General features: G+C 42.1%; 20 protein-coding genes. 14 read left to right on the top strand and 6 right to left on the bottom strand.

Annotated features, from left to right (window positions below):
• Positions 1-3: 3 nt before the first annotated feature.
• From E2P86_RS06440 to E2P86_RS06450, 3 genes are read left to right on the top strand one after another with little or no spacing between them, the layout of a single operon-like run.
• A complete protein-coding gene (locus E2P86_RS06440) occupies positions 4-1,239 on the top strand; it encodes a DUF2264 domain-containing protein (RefSeq protein WP_134431667.1) in 1,236 nt (411 codons plus the stop codon).
• Positions 1,240-1,253: 14 nt separating this feature from the next.
• On the top strand, positions 1,254-2,576 hold the full coding sequence (locus tag E2P86_RS06445) for a BNR repeat-containing protein (RefSeq protein WP_134431670.1): 1,323 nt from the start codon (positions 1,254-1,256) through the stop codon (positions 2,574-2,576).
• Positions 2,577-2,635: 59 nt separating this feature from the next.
• Positions 2,636-3,658: an amidohydrolase family protein gene (locus E2P86_RS06450; protein ID WP_134431672.1), complete on the top strand. Its 1,023-nt coding sequence runs from the start codon at positions 2,636-2,638 to the stop codon at positions 3,656-3,658.
• A 100-nt stretch (positions 3,659-3,758) separates the two neighbouring features.
• Here E2P86_RS06450 and E2P86_RS06455 read toward each other — a convergent pair whose 3' ends face one another.
• Together E2P86_RS06455 and E2P86_RS06460 are read right to left on the bottom strand one after the other, a co-directional pair.
• A complete protein-coding gene (locus E2P86_RS06455) occupies positions 3,759-4,268 on the bottom strand; it encodes an RNA polymerase sigma factor (RefSeq protein ID WP_134431675.1) in 510 nt (169 codons plus the stop codon).
• Between the two features lie 246 nt (positions 4,269-4,514).
• Positions 4,515-4,844, bottom strand: a complete 330-nt coding sequence (locus E2P86_RS06460) for a hypothetical protein (RefSeq protein WP_134431678.1) — start codon at positions 4,842-4,844, stop codon at positions 4,515-4,517.
• 167 nt (positions 4,845-5,011) lie between these two features.
• Between E2P86_RS06460 and E2P86_RS06465 the strand changes: the two genes are divergently transcribed.
• The 3 genes from E2P86_RS06465 to E2P86_RS06475 all read left to right on the top strand — a co-directional run bounded on the left by E2P86_RS06465 (position 5,012) and on the right by E2P86_RS06475 (position 6,466).
• Positions 5,012-5,248, top strand: a complete 237-nt coding sequence (locus E2P86_RS06465) for a hypothetical protein (RefSeq protein ID WP_134431681.1) — start codon at positions 5,012-5,014, stop codon at positions 5,246-5,248.
• A gap of 24 nt (positions 5,249-5,272) precedes the next feature.
• On the top strand, positions 5,273-5,506 hold the full coding sequence (locus E2P86_RS06470) for a hypothetical protein (protein WP_134431684.1): 234 nt from the start codon (positions 5,273-5,275) through the stop codon (positions 5,504-5,506).
• Positions 5,507-5,575: 69 nt separating this feature from the next.
• The gene (locus tag E2P86_RS06475) at positions 5,576-6,466 is read left to right on the top strand and encodes an SDR family oxidoreductase (RefSeq protein ID WP_134431686.1); all 891 of its coding nucleotides are present in this window, start codon (positions 5,576-5,578) and stop codon (positions 6,464-6,466) included.
• 30 nt (positions 6,467-6,496) lie between these two features.
• On the opposite strand, the gene E2P86_RS06480 is transcribed toward E2P86_RS06475, so the two are convergent.
• Positions 6,497-8,683, bottom strand: a complete 2,187-nt coding sequence (locus tag E2P86_RS06480; protein WP_134431689.1) for a GAF domain-containing sensor histidine kinase — start codon at positions 8,681-8,683, stop codon at positions 6,497-6,499.
• Between the two features lie 343 nt (positions 8,684-9,026).
• Here E2P86_RS06480 and E2P86_RS06485 point away from each other — a divergent pair, with 343 nt between their 5' ends.
• Complete coding sequence (locus tag E2P86_RS06485) at positions 9,027-9,683, top strand: response regulator transcription factor (RefSeq protein ID WP_085472632.1); 657 nt, start codon at positions 9,027-9,029, stop codon at positions 9,681-9,683.
• A 6-nt stretch (positions 9,684-9,689) separates the two neighbouring features.
• On the opposite strand, the gene E2P86_RS06490 is transcribed toward E2P86_RS06485, so the two are convergent.
• Positions 9,690-10,712: a threonine aldolase family protein gene (locus tag E2P86_RS06490; RefSeq protein WP_134431692.1), complete on the bottom strand. Its 1,023-nt coding sequence runs from the start codon at positions 10,710-10,712 to the stop codon at positions 9,690-9,692.
• A 92-nt stretch (positions 10,713-10,804) separates the two neighbouring features.
• Between E2P86_RS06490 and E2P86_RS06495 the strand changes: the two genes are divergently transcribed.
• From E2P86_RS06495 to asnB, 3 genes are all read left to right on the top strand, one after another.
• Complete coding sequence (locus tag E2P86_RS06495) at positions 10,805-11,353, top strand: GNAT family N-acetyltransferase (RefSeq protein WP_200811772.1); 549 nt, start codon at positions 10,805-10,807, stop codon at positions 11,351-11,353.
• Between the two features lie 120 nt (positions 11,354-11,473).
• Positions 11,474-13,312 carry a UbiD family decarboxylase gene (locus E2P86_RS06500; RefSeq protein WP_134431695.1) on the top strand — a complete coding sequence of 613 codons (1,839 nt, stop codon included), beginning with the start codon at positions 11,474-11,476 and terminating at the stop codon, positions 13,310-13,312.
• A gap of 227 nt (positions 13,313-13,539) precedes the next feature.
• Positions 13,540-15,228, top strand: a complete 1,689-nt coding sequence (gene asnB / locus E2P86_RS06505; protein WP_085472635.1) for an asparagine synthase B — start codon at positions 13,540-13,542, stop codon at positions 15,226-15,228.
• An 87-nt stretch (positions 15,229-15,315) separates the two neighbouring features.
• On the opposite strand, the gene E2P86_RS06510 is transcribed toward asnB, so the two are convergent.
• A complete protein-coding gene (locus E2P86_RS06510) occupies positions 15,316-17,493 on the bottom strand; it encodes a S9 family peptidase (RefSeq protein WP_134431698.1) in 2,178 nt (725 codons plus the stop codon).
• A gap of 80 nt (positions 17,494-17,573) precedes the next feature.
• Complete coding sequence (locus E2P86_RS06515) at positions 17,574-18,311, bottom strand: 3-keto-disaccharide hydrolase (protein ID WP_085472637.1); 738 nt, start codon at positions 18,309-18,311, stop codon at positions 17,574-17,576.
• A 65-nt stretch (positions 18,312-18,376) separates the two neighbouring features.
• On the opposite strand from E2P86_RS06515, the gene folB reads away from it, so the two are divergent.
• From folB to E2P86_RS06535, 4 genes are all read left to right on the top strand, one after another.
• Positions 18,377-18,742 carry a dihydroneopterin aldolase gene (folB, locus tag E2P86_RS06520; RefSeq protein WP_085472638.1) on the top strand — a complete coding sequence of 122 codons (366 nt, stop codon included), beginning with the start codon at positions 18,377-18,379 and terminating at the stop codon, positions 18,740-18,742.
• 148 nt (positions 18,743-18,890) lie between these two features.
• The gene (locus tag E2P86_RS06525) at positions 18,891-19,334 is read left to right on the top strand and encodes an Hsp20/alpha crystallin family protein (protein ID WP_085472639.1); all 444 of its coding nucleotides are present in this window, start codon (positions 18,891-18,893) and stop codon (positions 19,332-19,334) included.
• A 165-nt stretch (positions 19,335-19,499) separates the two neighbouring features.
• Complete coding sequence (locus E2P86_RS06530; RefSeq protein WP_134431701.1) at positions 19,500-20,075, top strand: hypothetical protein; 576 nt, start codon at positions 19,500-19,502, stop codon at positions 20,073-20,075.
• A gap of 285 nt (positions 20,076-20,360) precedes the next feature.
• Positions 20,361-21,584 (top strand): MFS transporter, encoded by a 1,224-nt coding sequence (locus tag E2P86_RS06535; RefSeq protein WP_134431704.1) that lies wholly within the window; start codon positions 20,361-20,363, stop codon positions 21,582-21,584.
• Positions 21,585-21,620: the final 36 nt, after the last annotated feature.

Here is a 21,620-nt window from a genome sequence, read left to right on the forward strand (position 1 = left end):
CAAATGAAAAAGTGTTTGGTGATACTTGTATGTTGGTTAAGTTGGATCTGTACTACGGCACAAACGGTACACCAAGCAGTACATATAAGGGAGACAGATCGTGCTTTTTGGTTGCGGGAGATGGATCGGTTAGCGCGGCCAGTTCTGGAAAGTTTAGCGCAGGATAGTTTGCGTATTAACATGCCACAGGTGACTTCCGTAAATGTCGATAATCGGGACCATCGTATTCAGGTGCAATACCTGGAGGTTTTAGGTCGTGTTTTATCTGGAATAGCACCGTGGTTGCAGCTGGAAGGAGGCGATGCTGAAGAGGTGCAATTGCGGATGCAATATCGGAAGTGGACGATCCAGGGATTGGAAAATGCCCTAGATAGTGCTGCGAATGATTTTATGCGTTTTGATATTGGCGGACAGCAATTGGTAGATGCCTCCTTTTTGGCAATAGCGGTGGTACGCGCGCCGTGGATATGGGAAAATTTACCTGTTAAATATCAGAAGCAGCTCGTGGAATCGATAAAAACAACACGTCGCTTTCGTCCTGTCTACTCCAATTGGTTGCTTTTTTGTGCGATGAACGAGGTTTTTTTGGCGAAATATGGTCTCGATTGGGATGTGGTACGTGTCGATTACGGCTTGCGCCAACTGGAGCAATGGTATGTGGGGGATGGGATGTACCAAGATGGGGTACATTATGCATTTGACTATTACAACAGCTTTGTTATCCATCCCTATCTTGCGGCCATAGTCGATGTTTTGGAAAACAAAACAGAGGCCTATAAGGATATGTTTGGGAAGATCAAGAAAAGAAACCTGCGGTATGCTGCTATTTTAGAGCGATTGATCAATACGGACGGTACATATCCACCTTCAGGACGGTCAGTTATCTATCGGGGTGCGGCATTTCACCATCTAGCCGATATGGCATGGAAAGGGAGGCTTCCTCAGGAATTAAAGCCAAAACAAGTTCGCGGTGCGCTCACCGCCGTCCTGCGAAAGACGATGGAGGCACCGACAACCTATGAGAAGGGTTGGCTTACTATAGGTTTATATGGTGCACAACCCAGCTTAGGTGACTTTTATAACAACCAAGGCAGCCCTTATATTTGTGCAAATCTCTTTTTGCCCCTGGGTTTACCCGCAACAGATGACTTTTGGACCGGGGACAGTTTGCCTTGGACTGCGCAGCAAATTTGGTCGGGTGCGGCTGCGGTCAAAGATTATGGTGTAGATCTGCGATAAACATAGATAATGCGATGAAGAATATAGCGTTACAACGAACTCAGTTCTCTAGGATCCCCCTATATATCTGGTGGTTTTTCCTATTGACATCTTGCGCGGGGATACAGCAATCCGTTGTCGGGGAGGGATGGGCTGGAAATACTATTAATACGGCTGTCTTTAGAAAAAATGCGTTGGTTAGTGATGCAGATTTTCAATATACAGCCTACTACAATCAAGAAGGGTTTGTGGTATTAGGAAAGCGTCGCTTGGGCACAGATCTGTGGGAAACCCAGGTGACAAATTACAAAGGTAATATCCGTGATGCACATAATGTAATTGCTATCATGGTGGATGCACATGGTTACCTTCATGTAGCCTGGGATCACCATAATACCCGTTTGCGTTATGCCCGTAGCATCACACCAGGCAGTTTAGCCCTTTCTTCGGAACAGCCGATGATCGGATTGAATGAAGGACAGGTAAGTTATCCGGAGTTTTATGCCTTACCCAACGGATCTTTATTGTTTTTATATAGAGACGGAGGTTCTGGCAACGGCAATCTTGTAATTAATAAATATAATCCGGAGACAGAAAGATGGGTTCGTATTCACAATAACTTGATTGATGGGGAAGGAAAACGAAATGCATATTGGCAGGCCTATGTTGATAATAAAGGAGCAGTCCATCTATCCTGGGTATGGCGCGAAACTCCGGATGTGGGGAGCAATCATGACATGGCCTACGCTTGCTCGACCGATGGTGGTGTAACGTGGATGCGTACAACAGGAACACCTTATACGCTGCCGATTACGGCGGAGAATGCAGAATATGCAACACACATTGCGATGCAGCATGAGCTTATAAACCAAACGGCTATGGCTGCGGACGAAGACGGAAATCCATTCATCGCATCCTACTGGCGTTCGCCAGGTGCGCTGGTGCCGCAGTATAAGCTGATTTACCATATCCATGGACAATGGCAAGTGCGCTCGTTAGATTTTAGGAAAACTGCTTTTTCACTGCGCGGAGGCGGGACAAAAGAAATCCCAATCGCACGGCCACAACTGATGGTTAAAGGAAAGGGAGAAGATGCTGCTGTATATCTCTTGTTTCGCGATAACGAACGGCGCAATAGACCCTCGCTCCTACGGATCGATAAATTAAAGGACAAGGGGTTTAAATTGATGGATTTGGATAAAGCATCCTTAGCTTCTTGGGAACCAAATTACGATACAGAGCTATGGCGAAGAAATCATATACTTCATGTATTTATACAGACCACTGCGCAGAAAGATGGAGAAGGCGTGTTGGATGTACCCTCGACCCCTGTCCGTATTTTGCAGTGGAAACCTTAAGTAATTAAAACCATTCCTTGCAGTTACTTGTTGGTCTATTAATCAAATAAAGACTATACATGATAGGTTGCGCATTACATCCCGATAACGATTCTCGTGAAACATCACCTTTTAAAAGAGCAGATTCAGCTGTTGGTCCTTTGACCTACATTGATACCCATGCACATTTATGGAGTGTCGAATATTTAGATGCTATAGCTACCTTAGGTGCTAAAGACACTGCTGTCGCTCGAAATATACGAGCGACCAATAGTGCATCGGATCTAAAAGACCGTTTGCAAATGATGGATGATGCCGGTGTTAAATGTCAAGTATTATCTGCTACGCCGCAGCAGCCTCAGTGGGGAGATAACCGAGATGCACATCAACTGGCACAATCTATTAACGATTTATATGCGACCTTAATTAAGCAATATCCGGGAAGATTTATGGCGTACGGTGCTGTGCCCCTACCTCATGTTGATGAGGCGATAAAAGAAGCCCGACGGGCGATTACTAAGCTAAATTTTCAGGGTATTGGATTGAACACGTTGGTTCAAAATAAGTATAGTCTGGCTGATCCTCGATTTTTACCCTTCTTCGAGGAGCTTAATCGGTTAAAGACTGTTGTTTATATCCATCCCACCGGCTGTGGTGCGAATAGTCGTATGATAAATGACTACGATTTAGAGTGGGTTATAGGCGCTCCAATGGAAGATACAATCGCTGTCTTACAGCTTTTGAAAGCCGATGTACCCCGTAGATTCCCCCATATTCGCTTTCATGTCGCACATTTAGGCGGCGTGTTGCCCTTTTTGATGCAACGCATTGAAGATAATTATACAGATTGGAATGCCTTTCAGTCTAGCCCATGGGAAACGCTCCGTAACTTCTGGTTTGATACGGCCAATTTTCATAAAGAATCATTGCGATGTTCACGTGATACTTTTGGTTTCGCGCAACTTCTGTTAGGAAGTGACTTTCCTTATTTCCAGGACGATAAATATAAACGTGCTGTGCGTTACATCCAGTCAAGTGCCTTAGAGACCTACGAGCAGGAGGCTATTTTAATAACCAATGCGAAGCGACTGTATGGACTATAAAAGGTGCTTCAGTACATGATACCTGCTAGAAAAAGAAAAGATTACCCTATATAAGGGTAATCTTCCTACTTTTTGTAATTTATAGTTGGGTGGTATGTGTCTATTGATGATAATTGACCAATTTCTTGCGTAAGCTTTTTCGTATAATATGAATACGTGATTTTATTGTCCCTTCAGGCATGTTATAGTAATCAGATAACTCACTGTATTTGTATCCATCAATAAATTTAGTGAACATTTCTCCATATTGCTGTGGAAAGCGCTTCAATAGATTATAGATATCTTTTACAACAAGCGTGCTTTCCACGTGGCTGACAATAAACGGTTCGATACAGCCTGCATCCTGGTATTCCGATGTTTTAAAATTCTCGTAGGTATATTTCTGTTGTTGTTGTCTAAACTGATTAATGTACACATTTTTCATAATCACATAAAGCCAAGGAATTAATCTTGGGTTCTGAAAAAACTGATCCACATATTTTAATGCGCGGAATAGTGTTTCCTGCACTAAATCTTGAATATCTTCTGGATCATTGGTGAATTTGTAAGCCAATTTTTGAAGTGTACTTCGACATTCGTTCATCTGTAAATTCATTTCTCTGTTTTCCATGTGATGTAATTTTAATGTATCCAGAGTACTACAAAAAGGAGGCTGAAATTTGCGATTTCGGGTATTTTAGGTATTTGTTGTATTATTTATGTTACATTTTGCGATCAGGAATAGGATAAGTAACCGGTGTAACTAAGTATTTATACGTATAGATGTCGGTCCTGATGTCAGACTCGGTTAAAATAACACGAACCAGCCGGAGTGGACTGATTCGTGTACGTTTAGGGAGAGTACCTCCGTTTAGCCTTATAATCCTCCTTCAATTTCTCGATCGGGATCCGGATCTATTTCATCGATGTCGGGTACAGGTGTTTCAAGTGGGATATCTGTCTCGGGATGTTCTTCAGGTACATTCTCATCCAATCCTTCAATTTCAGGTGTGCTCTGCTCCGGTGGATACATATCGGGAGACGGGAGAGGAGCTTGCTCTACTGGATCTTTATCGCGGGTGTGATCCGGTCGTTCCTCTCTCTCCGGATCTGGCCGATCACTGTCACTATCGCGAGGAGCTTGTTGCATGGTCATAGCAATAACAACATCTATGCTGTGAATTGCTTTTCTTGTTCGCTTTTCCATTTTTTTTGATTTTGTATGTTATTATACGAACAGGTTGGCTATGGTTTCGTTCAAGGGAAAACTACGTGAAATAGACCTGCGGCGATACGTAATATTACCCCATTTTATATTTTGTCCAACTATTTGGTTGATGGGTTTGTTCGAGAGGTACAACAACACAGAAAATTATGCAAAAGATAAAAATGAAAAGCGTGTTAGGGTTGGCTATGTTTCTACTCTTAAGTTGTACGGATCAGTCAACAAAAAATGATAACAAGGCGCCTCGCGCTATATCGGAATCGGATAGGTCGCGTTATAATTTAGAAGAGAAAGATAACCTTCTCTATGGAACAATTGATTCGGTGGCGCGTGATTCCATGCGTAAGGATAGCATTCGTAAAGCGAGAGGTCATTCGGATAAATAATGGATGAGATAAAAACGTTTAATTATGGAAAATTTAGAAAAAGTAAAGCAGCTTCTCGAAGATGAGATGACGCGGAAAAAAGGAAATACGGCTGGGCACAAAAAAAAGAAAATTATTATGTGTGCTATTGGCGCTATGGCGTTAACCGCTATTGGCTTAAAATATATGGGATATGGAAGTGCCATGATGCGATTGGCGGCACCTTTATTCTTACTTAAAATTGGTGAACAGTCCATGAAAAACAAGGATACCTGCTAACAATAGAGGTAGGAGAGCGAGATGGATGGCCATTGAAATTGAACCCTAATTAGCGATAACTAGAGCATTATGAAAAAGGACAAAACAAAAAATCCGAGTGAGAAATATGCCAAACCGCCGTTTGAAAGCCAACCGCAACAACCGCCCGGGGTGGAGCATGTGATGTCTCCTATTCCAGACCATGGCGAATACAGTTATGAGGGAAACGGACTTTTGAGAAATAAAGTTGTCGTGATTACGGGAGGTGATTCCGGAATTGGTAAAGCAGTGGCTATCGCTATGGCACGCGAAGGCGCAAACATCGTTATTGTTTATAAGGATGAAATCGAAGATACAGATGCGATGAATACGCTAAATTGGGTAGAGCAAGCAGGAGGAAAAGGGCTACTTCTTCGAGGAGATATCCAAGAAGAAACGTGGTGCAAGGCCATCGTGGAAAAGACTATAGCCGAGTTTGGACGAATCGATGTATTGGTGAATAATGCGGCTTATCAGATGACCTATCAAAAACTAGAAGATATTACCGCAGCGGAATGGAATAAAACATTTGAGGTAAACTTGAGTGCTATGTTCTACCTCATCAAATACGCAATGCCCTACATCCCGGAGGGCGGTTCTGTCATCAATACCACGTCTGTTAATGCATATGATCCTAATCCTACATTGTTGCCTTATGCTGCATCAAAGGCGGCAATTCAGAATTTTACAGCTAATCTCGCGCAGAAGTTAATGGAAGATGATACCGGCATACGTGTAAACGCTGTTGCTCCCGGTCCGGTATGGACGCCCTTGATACCATCCACCATTCCGGATCATGAGAACTTCGGGGCTAAAGATCCTATGGGACGCCCTGCACAGCCTGCCGAGCTAGCGCCTATATATGTATTCTTAGCGTCTACTGGAGCCTCTTTCGTGTCTGGGGCGACAATTCCGGTAACGGGTGGGCGAATTAGCTTTTGATGTCCTGTTCGATTTAACGTGCGCGACGTATTACAGATGTTGCATCATATTAACAGGAAACGAAGTAACCAGGGGAAAAAAGAGGTCGACTCGTGTGCCAGATGGATCTGAATTGATTTTTATTGTGGCACCGAGTCTATCCATAATTCGTTTAACCAGTGTTAATCCGATACCCGATCCCTGATGATTCAGGGCATTATCTGCCCGGTTGAACATGTCAAAAACCGCATTTATTTGTCGGTCGGGAATCCCAATACCATTGTCCGTGATGTAATAGTGTATATGATCCTCTTTTAGTGCGCTGGTAATAAAGATTTGAGGATTTGCTTTGGAGGAAGAATACTTCAAAGCATTACTGATAATATTCATGAATATTTGATAGAGCGCACTCTTTTCACCCCAGATGGGGTATAATTTTCCGTATTTAATTTGACAATGTTGCGCTTGATGCAGAATAATGGATTCCTGAACAATCCGACGGATGTAGTAGTTCATCGGTATCGGGTCTTTGGTGAACGTCTTAATTTTATTTTGACTTAGAAAGACGATGTTGTTTACAATATCTGAAATATTGTCAATGCTATTTAGCAGATTCTTGTGCCATTGATGAAGTTTTTCGGCTTGTAATGTGTGTGCTTTGTCCGTTAAGTAATATAAACCACTATGAAGCACCGATAATGGGTTTTTGAGATCATGAGATAATGTAAAGGTGAGCATCTCTAGCTCATTGTTGGCTGTCTCTAGTTCTTCGGTAATTCGTTCTTTTTCTTTGACTTTCTGTATAATGGATGTGTTGATCGCTTCCCGCAAAGTGTAGACAAAGTTTAGATCCTTATCGTCCCACGGTACAGCTGTGTCATGTATGTTTTCCTCCGAAAAATGCAATGTTGTTGACGCGCCAACATCTCGATTTTGCTTTTTATTGGGACGAGGATATACCTGCGTTAGTTGAATTTGCTTTTCCTCTCGAAACCAGAGGATGTAGTAGCTACCTTCTTCATCCAATCTGTAGGATAAGATTCCAGCGAACGGAAGCTTACTTTTAAAGTGCTGACGATGGTTGAGTCGAAAATTATGATCTTTGAAAATAGCTTTTCGGGTGTGCCTGCCCAGATAATTCACTAAAGCGTGTAGAGTTTGCCTGTTGGGTGTGTGTCCATGTAGGTACAATTCTCCTTCATTGTAGATTGCAACCCCATCGGCGGTGGTCATTTCACGCAGGATATCCAAACTTTGTATCATCGCACAATTGACAGTTTTGTTTTGGTATAAGCGTTCTTTGAGTATATCCTCAACCTGTTTAAGGTGGGTGTTTTCTGCGAGGATACGCTGCCCTAAGCTGCTTTCATATTTACTGGATGCATTTTGTACGAAGAAAGCGCAGAGTTTTCTGTTTTGTAGATCAAGCGGCTTTTCTTGGGTGTTATGACCAATGATCATTCCCCAAAATTCGCCATTGATAATAATCGGGAAAAATATAACAGATACAATGCCATGCGACAATAAATGTTGCTCATGAAGAAAAGGCATCGCCGCCAGTTGCGTTGTATGCATATCAAAGTCCGTATCGTGAATGTATAGTTCCTGCTCCCGTTTGCGGAGATTCGGAATATAGCGATACGCTGCACGATTGTAATAGGAAAGAAGATCAGGCGGCAGGAATGTTTCGGCAAATTCTTTGTGCATCGAGAAGGCGGGCATTCCTGGCTTATCTTCCGCAATTACACGGGCCTGTCCTGTTTCGAATATCCGAATAGTAAATACGCGATCATACTTTAAGAAACTGTTGACTGCCTTACAGATCATGTTCCAATTATTTGGATAACTGCGTTCGAGCAAGAACCCCAGCTCATTGAGCTTGGAAGCGGATACATATTTTTTTAATTGAGGTTCCCATTCCAGATAAATCATTTCACCTTGCCTATGGCATTTAAAGTAATAGTTCCGACCGCCATAGCGAAGTGATATAACTTGCAAAGGGAGATCACGCAAGACGACCGATTTCACGAGTTTGGTGAGTTTACCGTCGATAGAAGGAAAAGCTTCGTGAAAAAATGTTTGCATAGAAATCCCTATGAAGGTCGTCGTATTATAGGCTGTCAGATGCAGCGCCTGTGCGCTTATCCCTACAATATGATATTGTAAATCAAGAAGGATAAGACCCCCAAATTCTTGAAGGAAAAGAGGAGAGACACAAGCAGATTCATTTTTTTTCATAGGAATGGTTTTCTGTAGCTGACATAAATTCTAACGATAGTTATTTAAAAAAATTGTAATTTTTATTGTTTGATTCGAAATGTTGCCTGTTGTAATGTGTTATTTTTCTATGTTTTAGCGCTCTATTTCTCTCGTTTTGGCGTTAAATAGAGGTTTTTGTGTATAGACAATTAAACCCGTAAATTGCACGTTATACTAACACGTATAAACCGCAACGTAAAATATAAATCAAGTATTTATTGCCTTTAAAAAGGTCTAGTTTTTGAGGTATTTTATCCTCAAGAAAGGTATTGCATGATTGATTATAATCTTCTGGCGTCGGTAAATATATAGATAAAAAAGTATGATAAAGATAATTTTAGCAGATGACCATTTGTTGGTTCGAAATGGGATAAAGATGTTACTCGATACCGATGAAAATATTGAAGTAATTGCAGAGCTTGACAATGGGCGCGAAGTGGTTGATTTGTTAAAGGGTGGGGTCGATTGTGATATGATTATTAGTGACATCAGTATGCCAGAAATGGACGGGATGGAACTCGCTGATCGACTGCGTTCCGATTATCCCTTGATTAAGCTTGTATTGCTTTCTATGTTGAACGATCAAGCCCATTTGCTCCAAGCATTCGAAAAAGGGGCAAGTGGATATCTGGTTAAAAATATAGATTATGAGGAACTTCTTTTTGCGGTGAAGCATGTACATAAAGGTGGGCGGTATCTTTGTGATGAACTGTCCCAACTTCTCATTACCTACTTACGCGAGCAACCACAATATGGATTAGATAACACACGAGCCCTCGATCAAATAGAAATAAGCGATCGAGAGCTCGAGGTTTTGCATTTAATTGGCGAAGGTTTTACCAATCAAGAGATTGCTGATCAACTGTTTTTAAGTAAACGAACTGTCGAAGGACATCGTCAAAATCTGATCGATAAAACAGGTGCAAAAAATTCAGCCTCTTTGATAAAGTACGCCGCAATGCGAGGGCTGATCAATTGATGTTTTTTAGTGCGGTATTGCCCGAATAAATTCATAAACAATAGACTCGGGAGTGGCCCAGGAGGTTACGATACGTACAGCCGTTTTATCCCTGTCTACCTTCGCCCATTCTAAGAATGAATAATTCGTTCTTAGCGTTTCAATAACCCGATTGGGAAGAATGGGAAATACTTGGTTGGTCGTGGACTCGAGTAAGAATTCGTAACCTTTTTCTTTAAAAGTGTGACGAATCTTCATCGCCATTTTATTTGCATGATCCGCTAGCTCATAATATAAATTATCGGTGAACAATTCCAAGAATTGTATCCCCAACAGTCGTCCTTTAGCTTGCAAAGCTCCTTTTTGTTTTAATAGGTAATCAAATTCCGGATAGGTTTCAGGGTCATTGAAGATAAGGGCCTCCCCAAGGAGGGCTCCATTTTTTGTGCCACCAATATAAAAGGCATCTGTTAGTCGACTCATATCTTGTAGCGTCAAATCATTATCCGTTGCCATCAGCGCATTCCCCATCCGTGCACCATCCATATACAAAAGCAGATTGTTTTCTTTACAGCAGGCAGCGAGTGCAATCAATTCTTCTTTATAGTAAATGGAACCGATTTCGGTCGCGTTGGTAATGTAAACCAATCGGGGTTTTACGACATGCGGTCGTAGCGTATGTGCGTGACAAATTTTGATTATGTCTTCAGGTCTGATTTTTCCATCTGTTGTTTCGACCGGAATAATACGGTTTCCGAGGCTTTCAATGGCTCCCGTTTCATGTACTTGAATATGCCCCGATTTGGCACTGATAACCGCTTCATGTGACTTCAGGAGACAGGATATCGCAAGCTGGTTGGTCAGTGTTCCTGTGGCAATAAAATAGATCGATGCGTGTGGATTGCCAATCTCTTTTCGGATGGCTTTTTTGGCTGCTATAGAATACTGGTCTTCGCCATAGCCCGTCTGCTGTTCGAAATTGGTGTCTAGCATCTTTTGAAGGATCGCTGGATGCGCACCTTCCGCATAGTCGTTGGTGAAAATGTACATTCTTTTTTTTATAAACTTAGATAATTTTCTGGGATAACACCAATTCGTTTCGCAGGAAATATAAAAATGTATGCCGCTAAAATGTATTTCAGATGCGAAAAATGTACGATTTTAAGTATCTTGTGAACCTACGATACGAATGGATTTATATGGACTATCAGATACAGTATAAAAAATATGAAGAAGGAGATTTTGATACTTTCTTTGAATTAGTACAGCGAGATGAGGTAATGAAATACGTAACCGGAAAAGGTTTGACAGAAGCGGAAGCGCGTGCTAAATTTGATTCAGATCTACTCGTGAATAAGGGACACCCATCGCTAGGTTATTTTTTGGTTATCGATGGAAACACGGGTGCGGTTATGGGCGATGCGAAGTTGGAGTTTAACAAGAGGGATCCGCAATATTTTGAAGTTGGTTATCTACTGAAAGAAGCATATTGGGGACAAGGTCTCGGAACGAAGGTCTGCGCAGCGATGCTGGAGTTAGCCGCCCAGATAGACCCCACGCGCGATATTATCGGTATTATCGACCCGGAGAATGGTGCGTCCAAAAGATTGCTCGAAAAATTCGGCTTTACGAGCTATTTTATCGGGATAGAGGATGATTTGCCAACAGAAAAATTGATACTGAAGAAGTAGGGGGTAGTTAGTAGAGGATAGTTAGTAGTAGGTAGTTGTAGGAGCTGGGCATGGCCCCGGCCAAGGAGCGAGCAGGAAGTAGTTGGTTTGAGGTGTAAAATATTAGAGAATTAGGATATAATGGGATATAAAAGTTTAGAGGAGTGTGTGGTTGATCTGGAAAGACACGGACACCTTATTCGCATCAAAGAGGAAGTTGACCCCTATCTGGAGATGGCAGCCATACACATGCGTGTCTTTGACGTCGAAGGACCTGCTTTATATTTTGAAAATATTAAAGGAAGTAAGTTTCCAGCCGTGTCAAACTTGTTCGGAACATTAGATCGCTCTAAATTTATGTTTCGTGATACGCTGGAGCACGTGAAGAAACTAACGGATGTAAAGATGGATCCTTCACGTGTTTTAAAAAAACCATTCGATTATATCGGATCATCGATGGTCGCTTTAGGGGCACTACCTTGGAAGAAGAAGTCGGGAGCACCGATTTTACATGGAAGAACGACGATTTCGGAACTACCACAGATTGTAAATTGGCCGATGGATGGAGGGGCCTTCGTGACGATGCCGCAGGTATACACAGAAGATGTGACCAAGCCTGGTATTATGCAGGCCAACTTAGGTATGTATCGGATTCAATTGTCCGGTAACGAATATATCCCCGATCAAGAGATTGGTCTACATTATCAGCTGCATCGCGGTATAGGGGTGCATCAAACGAAGGCAAACGCGCTTGGGCGCCCTTTAAAGGTAAGTATATTTGTTGGTGGGCCTCCATCGCATCCGTTATCAGCGGTCATGCCACTGCCCGAAGGGTTATCGGAGATGATTTTTGCGGGTGCACTTGGAAATAGAAGGTTTCGATATTTTTATGACGAGGAAGGTTTCTGTTTGTCCGCAGATGCGGACTTTGTGATTACAGGTACCGTGTATCCCAACGAGAACAAACCCGAAGGACCTTTTGGAGATCATATTGGTTATTATAGTTTAACACACCCTTTTCCATTGATGAAGGTACATCGGGTGTACCACAAGAAGAATCCAATATGGTCATTTACTGTGGTAGGAAGGCCACCACAGGAAGATACGAGCTTTGGTGCGTTGATCCATGAAATTACGGGAAATGCAATTCCCCAGCAGATTAATGGCCTCCATGCGGTTCATGCTGTCGATCCAGCAGGGGTACATCCTTTGCTTTTCGCCATTGGAAGTGAGCGTTATACACCGTATCAGGAGGTTGAAAGACCGCAAGAGCTGCTCACCATTGCCAATCAGGTGCTTGGTACAAATCAATTAAGTCTAGCAAAGTATCTCTTTATTGCGGCACATGAGGATAATCCACAACTTGATATTCATGATATATCAAGTTTTATGATGCATATTCTCGAACGAATCGACTTTAGTCGAGATGTACATTTTTTAACCAATACGACCATTGACACCTTGGATTATTCCGGAGATGGTCTCAATGCTGGTTCTAAAGTAACTTTTGCCGCTGTAGGGAATAAAAAAAGAACATTAGCACAAGAGGTACCCGTGGATTTACGTATTCCGCGACCTTTTGATCAAGGGAAGATGGCCATGCCGGGAGTCTTGGTTTTGGATGGACGTGCCTTTATCTCGTATGACGATGAAGTTGCTTTCTTGGACAAGTGGTGTGCAGAAGCTAAAAATCAGGATTGGACAGGTATCCAATTGATCATTTTAGCGGATGATGCTGGTTTTACGGCAGCGAATCTTAACAATATGGTCTGGGTTACTTTTACGCGTAGCAACCCGGCGTATGATATTTATGGAATTGATAGTTTTACGGCATTTAAACACTGGGGCTGCCATGGGCCTTTGATTATTGATGCGCGGAGCAAACCGCACCATGCACCCGCGTTGATTAAGGATGAGTCGGTGGAACGAAGAGTGGACCAGCTGGCGGTCAAAGGAGGCTCCCTACACGGTATTTTATAATGTACCATGATCCGAAGGATAGAAGCCTTCACGAGCATCATCTGCTTGTGAAGGCTTTTTTAATTTACAATGATTCTGTCCTTTTAATGTTAAATTACTAATGATTCATTGTTTAATTTGTGTTATTTTCAATAAAAAATAAAAAACATTATGATTTTAATTTTATTATTCATTTATTTGTGTCATTATTTGAACAAAACATATAGAACATTAATAAAATTTTAATTATGTGTGGAATTGTTGGTGCTTTTGAATTAAAGCCATCCTCTTTAGAAAAGCTTAGGCCGCAGGTCTTAGAAATGTCAAAGCGTATTCGTCATCGTGGGCCAGATTGGTCCGGCATATATACGCATGAGCGCGCTATCTTGGCACATGAACGATTGGCTATCGTCGACCCAAAATCGGGTAGTCAGCCATTGTTCAGTCCAGATGGAGCTGTTGTGTTGGCGGTGAATGGTGAAATTTATAACCATCAAGAGTTGCGCAATTCCTTGCCTGATTATAATTTTTCGACTCAATCGGATTCTGAAGTTGTTTTGGCCTTGTATCTAGCACACGGACCTAAGTTTATTGAGCAACTGAACGGTATTTTTGGTTTCGTTATTTATGATAGTCGAAATGATTCATTTCTTGTTGCCCGAGATCATATGGGGATTATTCCGTTGTATTATGGGAAGGATGTTGATGGACAGGTTTTTGTGGCTTCCGAGCTAAAATCTTTGGAGGGGTTTTGTGAAGAAATAGAACAGTTTCCTCCAGGTAGTTATTGGTATAGTAAGGAAAGCGATGTGCCAGTGCGCTGGTATACGCGAGAGTGGGAATCGTATGATACCGTTAAAGGAGTGGAGACTGATATGCAGAAGCTCCGTCAAGCATTAGAGGATGCGGTTCAGCGGCAGCTGATGTCGGATGTTCCTTATGGTGTATTGCTATCTGGCGGATTGGATTCGTCGGTGATTGCGGCGATCACAAAGAAATTCGCTGCTAAACGTATTGAGACCGGAGGTAAGGAAGATGCGTGGTACCCGCAGTTGCACTCTTTTGCTGTGGGATTAAAAGGAGCTCCGGATTTGATTGCGGCACAAAAAGCGGCGGACCATATTGGTACGATACACCATGAGATAAACTTTACGATTCAAGAAGGTTTAGATGCTATTCGTGATGTGATCTACCATTTGGAAACATATGATGTAACGACCGTGCGGGCATCGACACCGATGTACCTCTTGGCACGCGTTATTAAATCGATGGGAATTAAGATGGTATTATCTGGCGAGGGTTCGGACGAGCTGTTTGGTGGGTATCTTTACTTTCATAAGGCACCTAATGCAAAGGAGTTTCACGAGGAAACCGTTCGAAAATTGAAAAAACTATACTTGTATGATTGCTTGCGTGCTAATAAATCGTTGGCTGCATGGGGTGTTGAGGGGCGGGTTCCGTTCTTGGACAAAGAGTTTATGGATGTAGCGATGACGTTGAATCCCGATGATAAAATGATTCGAGAAGGTCGCATGGAGAAATGGGTAGTGCGCAAGGCATTTGAGGACTATTTACCAGAAAGCATCGCATGGCGCCAGAAAGAGCAATTTTCGGATGGCGTGGGGTACAGTTGGATTGATACCTTGAAGGAGCAAGCGGAGCAGCAAGTGAGCGATGTTGTGTTTGAAACAGCAGCGTCTCGTTTTCCGATCAACACACCGAAAAATAAAGAGGAATTTTTGTATCGTACTATTTTTGAATCGCACTTTCCTTCCGAGGCTGCAGCAAAGACCGTTCCTTCGGTGAAGTCTGTTGCTTGTAGTACGCCTGAAGCCTTAGCTTGGGATGCTTCCTTTCAGCATCTGAATGATCCGTCAGGCCGCGCAGTAGCGGCTGTGCATAACGATGGTTACGCTAAAACATCCGTAGGGGTGTAACAAAAAAAGCCTTCTTTTTCCGGTTATCCTGGTCTGTCTAAGGATAAAGAGGAAAAAGAAGGCTTTTAGATATTCTCTTCTGTTGTTTTACTTTTTCAAGTGAATATCAAAGTATTTCGCTATTTTCTCATACATATGTACGCGATCTTTACCAGAAACATTGTGTTCGTGGGTTGGGTACAGGAAGTAATCTACCTGCTTACCCGCTTTGATACAAGCTTCAACGAATTCCATGCTGTGCTGTTGTACTACAACAGGGTCTTGTGCACCATGTATAATCAAAAGATTACCTTTTAATTTATCTGCTTTATTGAGTAAGGAGGTTTGGTTGTATCCTTCAGGATTCTCTTGCGGGGTGTCCATGTAGCGCTCGCCGTACATGATCTCATAATATTTCCAGTCCATTACAGGGCCTCCAGCAACGGCTGTATGAAACACTTCAGGGTGATGTGTCATGAATGAAGTGGTCATAAAACCACCAAAACTCCACCCGAAAATACCCATACGTGTTTGGTCTACAAAAGGTTTGGTTTTTAAGAACGCAATACCTTGCATCTGATCGGCCATCTCCGCTTGTCCGAGGTGACGGTGCGTGACACGGGTAAAATCTCTTCCACGGGCATCGGACCCACGGTTATCTAGGGTGAAAACAATATAACCTTGTTGCGCCATATAGAGATCAAAGTAGCCTGCGCCGTATAACCATTTGTTTTGTACAAGCTGCGCATGTGATCCGCCATATAGATAAACCATAACGGGATATTTCTTGCTTGGATCAAAGTTATTTGGATAAATTATACGACCGTTAAGAGCAGTGGTGCCATCCGGGGATGTCAACGATACCGCTTCAATCCTTGGAAGGTCAATCTTGCCTACAAATGGATTTTCGGCCGTTACCATGTTCACTTTGGTTTTGTTGCCAACCGTGGTTAAGTCGACCTTGTTCGGCGTGGTGATATTGCTGTACTGATCAAAGAGATACTTTCCGGAGCTGCTTAATGACGCGGTATGGAATCCCGATTCACTTGTTAGCTGCGTTGTTTTCCCGGATGGGATCTGTACTTCAAAAAGCTGACGATCTAGACCTTTGTTGGTGATGCCGGTGTAAACTAAACGATCTCCTTTTGTATTGAACTCATGTATCTTGTCAACGATAACATCCTCGAACCCTAACTGTTTTACCAACTTACCTTCTGTTGTGTAAAGAAATAGTTGGTTAAAACCATCTTTGTCCGTTTGGTACAAGAACTGCTTCGGGTTGTTCGGTAAAAAGGTTAGCGCATGTTGCGGCTCTACCCAGGTATTGGATTTTTCTTCAAATAAAGTTTGAACAAAATCACCTGTTGTCGCTTGATATTTGTTTAATTTTAAGTGATTCTGCTCGCGGTTTAAGACACCGACATAAATGTACTCACCTGACGGGTCCCAGGTGCAGATAGTGAGGTACTGCTCTTTAGGCTCACCGGTTTTAAGGGTTGTCTTTTGTCCGGTTTTACTATCGTACACAACAAGCGTTACTTCTTCACTTTTCATCCCCGACATGGGGTATCGAATGTCTTTTACAGTGGCTACACGCTCGTTCCATTGAATAAGTGGGTAGTTGGATACCATTGTTTCATCCTTGCGGTAATAGAGAAGCTTATCATTTTTTGGACTCCACCACATTCCTTTTTTTATGCCGAATTCTTGGCGATGCGTATAGTCGCTTCCGTTTACGATACCTTTATTACTATCGTTAGTTACTGTCGTTTTTTTGCCATTGTTGTCGATTATAACAATGTTGTTCTCAATTAAATAGGCTGTTTGTGTTAAATCAGCGTTGTACTCGATGTTGTTCGCATCGGTAGGCGTGCTTGCTAAAAGTGTTGCCTGTTTACTTGCTGTATTGTAGTTTATAACATGTTTGCCGCTTGCGTTTTGTACGGCAAATTGAAGTGTATTGCTGTCTTTCCACTGGTAATCATAAGGGAACATAGCTAGTTTAGCGCCTTCTTTGCCTGGTAGAATCGTTGGTAGGATCTCCATTATTCGAGCCGCATTGATGGCTTCCCTTTCTGTCCAGTTGGATTTTGCGTCGCGTACCATAAGACGTTGGTAGGTGTCGTCCAGGTAGGTGAAAGCATCTTGTCCCGGAATCCATTGTTGAGCCATAATTGCTTTGGGAGCGTACTGGCGCGGGCCAAAAACCGTTTCGTTAATGTTGAAGTTGCGTTGGCCGTAGGCGAACGAAGAACCGAACAAAAACAGTACGAGTAGTTTCTTCATTTTTCTTGTTTTTAAAGAGTGCTAAATTAGAAAAATGTAAGCTAAACTAAAACCTCGTTCTGTTTTCGTTTATGATAAAGTTACAAAGGTCGGATCCAGATATTGCGAAAACTAACGAGGTCGCCATGGTCTTGTAGAACGATGGGGCCAGCGCCGTGTGCATTTATTTTCGGAAGCCCAATATATTCGGTTGTACCTTCGATCTGTGTGTTGTTTTGTACGAGTACACCGTTATGTAGAATAGTGACGCGTCCTTTGCTAAGTAGAATGCCGTCTTTATTGAATCGTGGGGCCGTGTATATGATATCATAGGTGTGCCAGCGATCTGCATTTGCCTGTACCTCTGCTAAAGGCGGTTGTTGTTTGTAGATGCTTCCTGCCTGACCGTTTACGTAGGTGGGGTTGTTCTGGTTGTCCAGGACTTGAATTTCATACAATCCTTGCAGGAAGACGCCGCTGTTGCCTCGTCCTTGACCATTGCCTTTGACGATCTCAGGACTCCGCCATTCGAGGTGAAGTTGGAAATCTTCGAATGTTTGTTTGGTCTTTATGTTACCACTTTTGGGTTTTACCGTCAAGATGTTATTGTTGATGGTCCAATCTGCTTTTCCACCAGATTTTCCATCGCTCTCCCATTGATCGAGATTTGTGCCGTTAAAAAGTGAAATAGCATCACTCGGAACATGGTTTACTAGCGTCACGACTGGTGGTTTAGGGCTGTAAAATTCGGTGTCCTGTGGTTGGAATTTTGTTTGGGCTGTCGTAGCGAGGCTGATGATGCAGCCTGCTAGAGGTAGAATAAAAAAACGCTTTCTCATGCGGATGTGCTATAGGTTTGTGCAATATTAAACAAATAATTCCAAGTTTTTTCTATGTTTGTTGCATGGGGACAACAACACAGGAAGTGGCACTACGCGATATGCGTTTCTTTTCGCCAATCGGTTTTTATGAGGAAGAACAACTGCTAGGGAACGAGTTTTTTGTCGATCTCATTGTTTCTTTTCCCTTTACGATGGTAGACAAGGAGGATTTGGGGCATACCTTAAATTATGAAGAACTCTTCGCGCTTCTAACGGCGGTTATGCGCACCAAGCGTAAGCTTTTAGAGTCTGCGGCTGCAGAAATTTTGGAAGGAGTATGCTCGCGTTTCCCTTTTGTCGAGCAGGTGCGAGTTGTCGTGCGCAAGACGACGCCTCCTTTTGGCTGGGATACATTAAACTCAGAGGTGACGCTTTGCTATAAAAAATAAAGAAAAATGACTTTTTGTCATTTTATTTACACGGTGTGATGACAAAAAGTCATTTAATTATAGCCGTATATCCTTCGGTATGGCATTTGATAACCTATTGATGTAATACAATAGAAATAATTAGCTAAAAAAACAGGAGGATATAAAAATGGCATTATTAAAGTTTCCAGCAAAGTCAATTCATTCCGGTTCTATGAACCCGTACGTGAACAGTATTTTTGATAATTTTTTCGACGATTCTTTTGTTGCGGATCGTTTGACGACCCGTGTTCCAGCAATTAATATCTCGGAAACCGATGTGGCTTTCAAGATTGAAATGGCGGCTCCAGGTTTGCAAAAATCAGATTTTGCAATTAACGTAGATAAAGATTTGATTACTGTTTCTGTAGAGAAGAAAGAAGAAGAAGTGAAAGAAGAAAAACTTTACAGTAAAAAGGAATTCAGTTACACTTCGTTTACCCGTTCTTTCGCATTGCCAGAATCGGTAGATTATAACAATATCGATGCGGCCTATACGGATGGTATCTTAACGATAACGGTAGGGAAGAAAGAAGAGGCGCAAATAGCGAAGCGTTTGTTAGAAGTGAAATAAATAGTTGTAAGTGTTTAGGTTTTAAGGTGAGACAGTCTCCACGCTTTTGTGGGGGCTGTTTTTTTTATTCCTAAAATTAATGTGAACGCTTCTTTTTATTCTAACAGAAAGGAAAATTCCTCGTGGATTGTTTACCTTGCAACAATAAATTATAGAAGTAGTCTGATGAAAAAACACTTTTTTTGCCTCTTGTTGTTGTCCCTTTTTGTAGGAGGTGTCCTTGGACAAGATCGTATGTTTGTTGTAAAGTTTATTCAAGAGGGGAAAGTGATTTCTGTGGACCGAACGGGGGAAATCACTTTGCGTAAACAACCTTTTCAAATACAAATAGAACACATTATCGATGAAGGTGTGTTGGTTGGCGCAACATTGGAGGACGATCTATATCGTTCGGCGATAGGGGAAGCTGATCTAGAAGTGTCGTGGTACGAAAATACAGGGATGGCTGATGCGTTATTTAATGATGATAAAGCAGTAATGGTATCGAATGATGCACCCAATTATTGGTTTTATTCATCTGCAGAAGAACATCGCTTTGATCGGGATCCACGAGAGAGTCGGGGACGCTACGTCGGTAAGCGAACCATTGCCAATATTGCTCTTTTAGATCCGTACAGGAAGATTCCGATCCAGCAAATAAAGAAAGATTTATATTTTGTTTTTTATGAATCTACCTACGATATGACGAAAGATGAGTTTAATCGCGGGGAGCCTCTTGGGGTTCATATTCGTTGGAAGTAATTGATTTATGGAAGCCTGCAGATGAATAATCGCAGGTTTATTTTATTTTTTTTATTGAATTTAGAGTTAAATTTTTTAGTTTTGCTCCGCTATGAAGTTGCGCTCCATATATACCAGCCAAAGACAACGTGACAGATTTGTTGCGTAGCTACTATATAGATTTAATTTTATATAGGTAGTAGTCTCTTCAACAAACGGTCTCTAGTTTGTTGAATAATTCATTTTATTATTTTTATTGATTGATAAAACCTGTGTTTACAGTGTTTTAAACTAATGCTTTTTTTTATGCAAGATTCGTGGAAAAAGAAATTTCTATTTATATGGGTGGGGCAATTTATTTCCCTAATCAGTAGCTCTGCCGTAAACTTTGCCATCATAATATGGTTAAGTATAGAGCACGGTTCAGCGGAGGTGTTGGCATACGGCGCGATAGCGGGTATGCTACCGGCGGCATTGATCGGACCTTTTGCCGGCGTTTTTATCGATCGATGGGATCGAAAGAAAACGATGATGTTTGCTGATGGGTTTGTGGCACTCTGCACCTTGGTCATGTCAGTAAGCTTCTATTACGGTAATGAGAGCTTGCTTTTAATTTATGTTATGCTTGGCTTGCGGTCGGTAGGATCGGCGTTTCACATGCCAGCGATGCAGGCCGCAGTGCCAATGATCGCGCCTGAAAGTGAACTTTTGCGCATTGCGGGTGTAAATCAGATGATTCAGTCGATATCAGCTATCGCGGGGCCGGCTTTGGGGGCTTTGGCCATCTCGTTAATGTCAATTGGAAATGTGTTGTTATTGGATATTGGAGGTGCCATAATAGCTATTATCTCCCTGTTGTTTGTGTTTATACCGAATCCAGAAGGTGATGAAAAAGCAAAGACCAGTTTTAAACAGGTTACGGATGACCTGATGGTTGGTTTTCGAGAGATTTTGAACAATAGGGGATTAAGTTGGTTGTTCTTTTTTTCTACCATAGCGACATTCTGTTTGATGCCTGTTGCTGTCTTGTTTCCGTTGCTTACACTCAACCATTTTGGTGGAGGCAAGTGGGAGATGAGTGTCATAGAAATCGCCTGGGGAGTAGGCATGTTATTAGGGGGGAGTGTTCTTGGTTTTTTTAAACCAACGATTTCTAAAGCATTTATGATTAACTTAACGATAGTTTTATTGGGCTTGAGTTTAGCACTTTCAGGCTACTTGTCTGCTTCGATGTTTTATCTATTTACAGGTCTGACTATTCTGGGTGGAATTGCGGCTTCTGTTTATAACGCTAGTTTCGTCACGCTGCTACAGGAAGAGGTTCGGCCCGAGGTTATGGGGCGTGTTTTCTCCATGTATTACAGTATTGCGGTTATTCCTACAATTTTCGGTTTATTGGGAACAGGTTGGGCTGCGGATTTAGTTGGAGTGAATAATGTCTTTATTATCTTAGGCTGTGCTATTATTTTGGCAGGTGTTTTCTCTTTGTTAAATAAGCATGTGATGCGCCTGGGGGTGAAGAAAGTTTAATAACAACAAAAAAGGTCTTGCATATGAGCAAGACCT

This window comes from Sphingobacterium psychroaquaticum (genome assembly GCF_004421025.1).
Taxonomy (GTDB): domain Bacteria; phylum Bacteroidota; class Bacteroidia; order Sphingobacteriales; family Sphingobacteriaceae; genus Sphingobacterium; species Sphingobacterium psychroaquaticum.

Coding starts and splice junctions, on each gene's coding strand:
- E2P86_RS06440 (WP_134431667.1), top strand. CDS start 4: ATGAAAAAGTGTTTGGTGATACTTGTATGTTGGTTAAGTTGGATCTGT.
- E2P86_RS06445 (WP_134431670.1), top strand. CDS start 1,254: ATGAAGAATATAGCGTTACAACGAACTCAGTTCTCTAGGATCCCCCTA.
- E2P86_RS06450 (WP_134431672.1), top strand. CDS start 2,636: ATGATAGGTTGCGCATTACATCCCGATAACGATTCTCGTGAAACATCA.
- E2P86_RS06455 (WP_134431675.1), bottom strand. CDS start 4,268: ATGGAAAACAGAGAAATGAATTTACAGATGAACGAATGTCGAAGTACA.
- E2P86_RS06460 (WP_134431678.1), bottom strand. CDS start 4,844: ATGGAAAAGCGAACAAGAAAAGCAATTCACAGCATAGATGTTGTTATT.
- E2P86_RS06465 (WP_134431681.1), top strand. CDS start 5,012: ATGCAAAAGATAAAAATGAAAAGCGTGTTAGGGTTGGCTATGTTTCTA.
- E2P86_RS06470 (WP_134431684.1), top strand. CDS start 5,273: ATGGAAAATTTAGAAAAAGTAAAGCAGCTTCTCGAAGATGAGATGACG.
- E2P86_RS06475 (WP_134431686.1), top strand. CDS start 5,576: ATGAAAAAGGACAAAACAAAAAATCCGAGTGAGAAATATGCCAAACCG.
- E2P86_RS06480 (WP_134431689.1), bottom strand. CDS start 8,683: ATGAAAAAAAATGAATCTGCTTGTGTCTCTCCTCTTTTCCTTCAAGAA.
- E2P86_RS06485 (WP_085472632.1), top strand. CDS start 9,027: ATGATAAAGATAATTTTAGCAGATGACCATTTGTTGGTTCGAAATGGG.
- E2P86_RS06490 (WP_134431692.1), bottom strand. CDS start 10,712: ATGTACATTTTCACCAACGACTATGCGGAAGGTGCGCATCCAGCGATC.
- E2P86_RS06495 (WP_200811772.1), top strand. CDS start 10,805: ATGCGAAAAATGTACGATTTTAAGTATCTTGTGAACCTACGATACGAA.
- E2P86_RS06500 (WP_134431695.1), top strand. CDS start 11,474: ATGGGATATAAAAGTTTAGAGGAGTGTGTGGTTGATCTGGAAAGACAC.
- asnB (WP_085472635.1), top strand. CDS start 13,540: ATGTGTGGAATTGTTGGTGCTTTTGAATTAAAGCCATCCTCTTTAGAA.
- E2P86_RS06510 (WP_134431698.1), bottom strand. CDS start 17,493: ATGAAGAAACTACTCGTACTGTTTTTGTTCGGTTCTTCGTTCGCCTAC.
- E2P86_RS06515 (WP_085472637.1), bottom strand. CDS start 18,311: ATGAGAAAGCGTTTTTTTATTCTACCTCTAGCAGGCTGCATCATCAGC.
- folB (WP_085472638.1), top strand. CDS start 18,377: ATGGGGACAACAACACAGGAAGTGGCACTACGCGATATGCGTTTCTTT.
- E2P86_RS06525 (WP_085472639.1), top strand. CDS start 18,891: ATGGCATTATTAAAGTTTCCAGCAAAGTCAATTCATTCCGGTTCTATG.
- E2P86_RS06530 (WP_134431701.1), top strand. CDS start 19,500: ATGAAAAAACACTTTTTTTGCCTCTTGTTGTTGTCCCTTTTTGTAGGA.
- E2P86_RS06535 (WP_134431704.1), top strand. CDS start 20,361: ATGCAAGATTCGTGGAAAAAGAAATTTCTATTTATATGGGTGGGGCAA.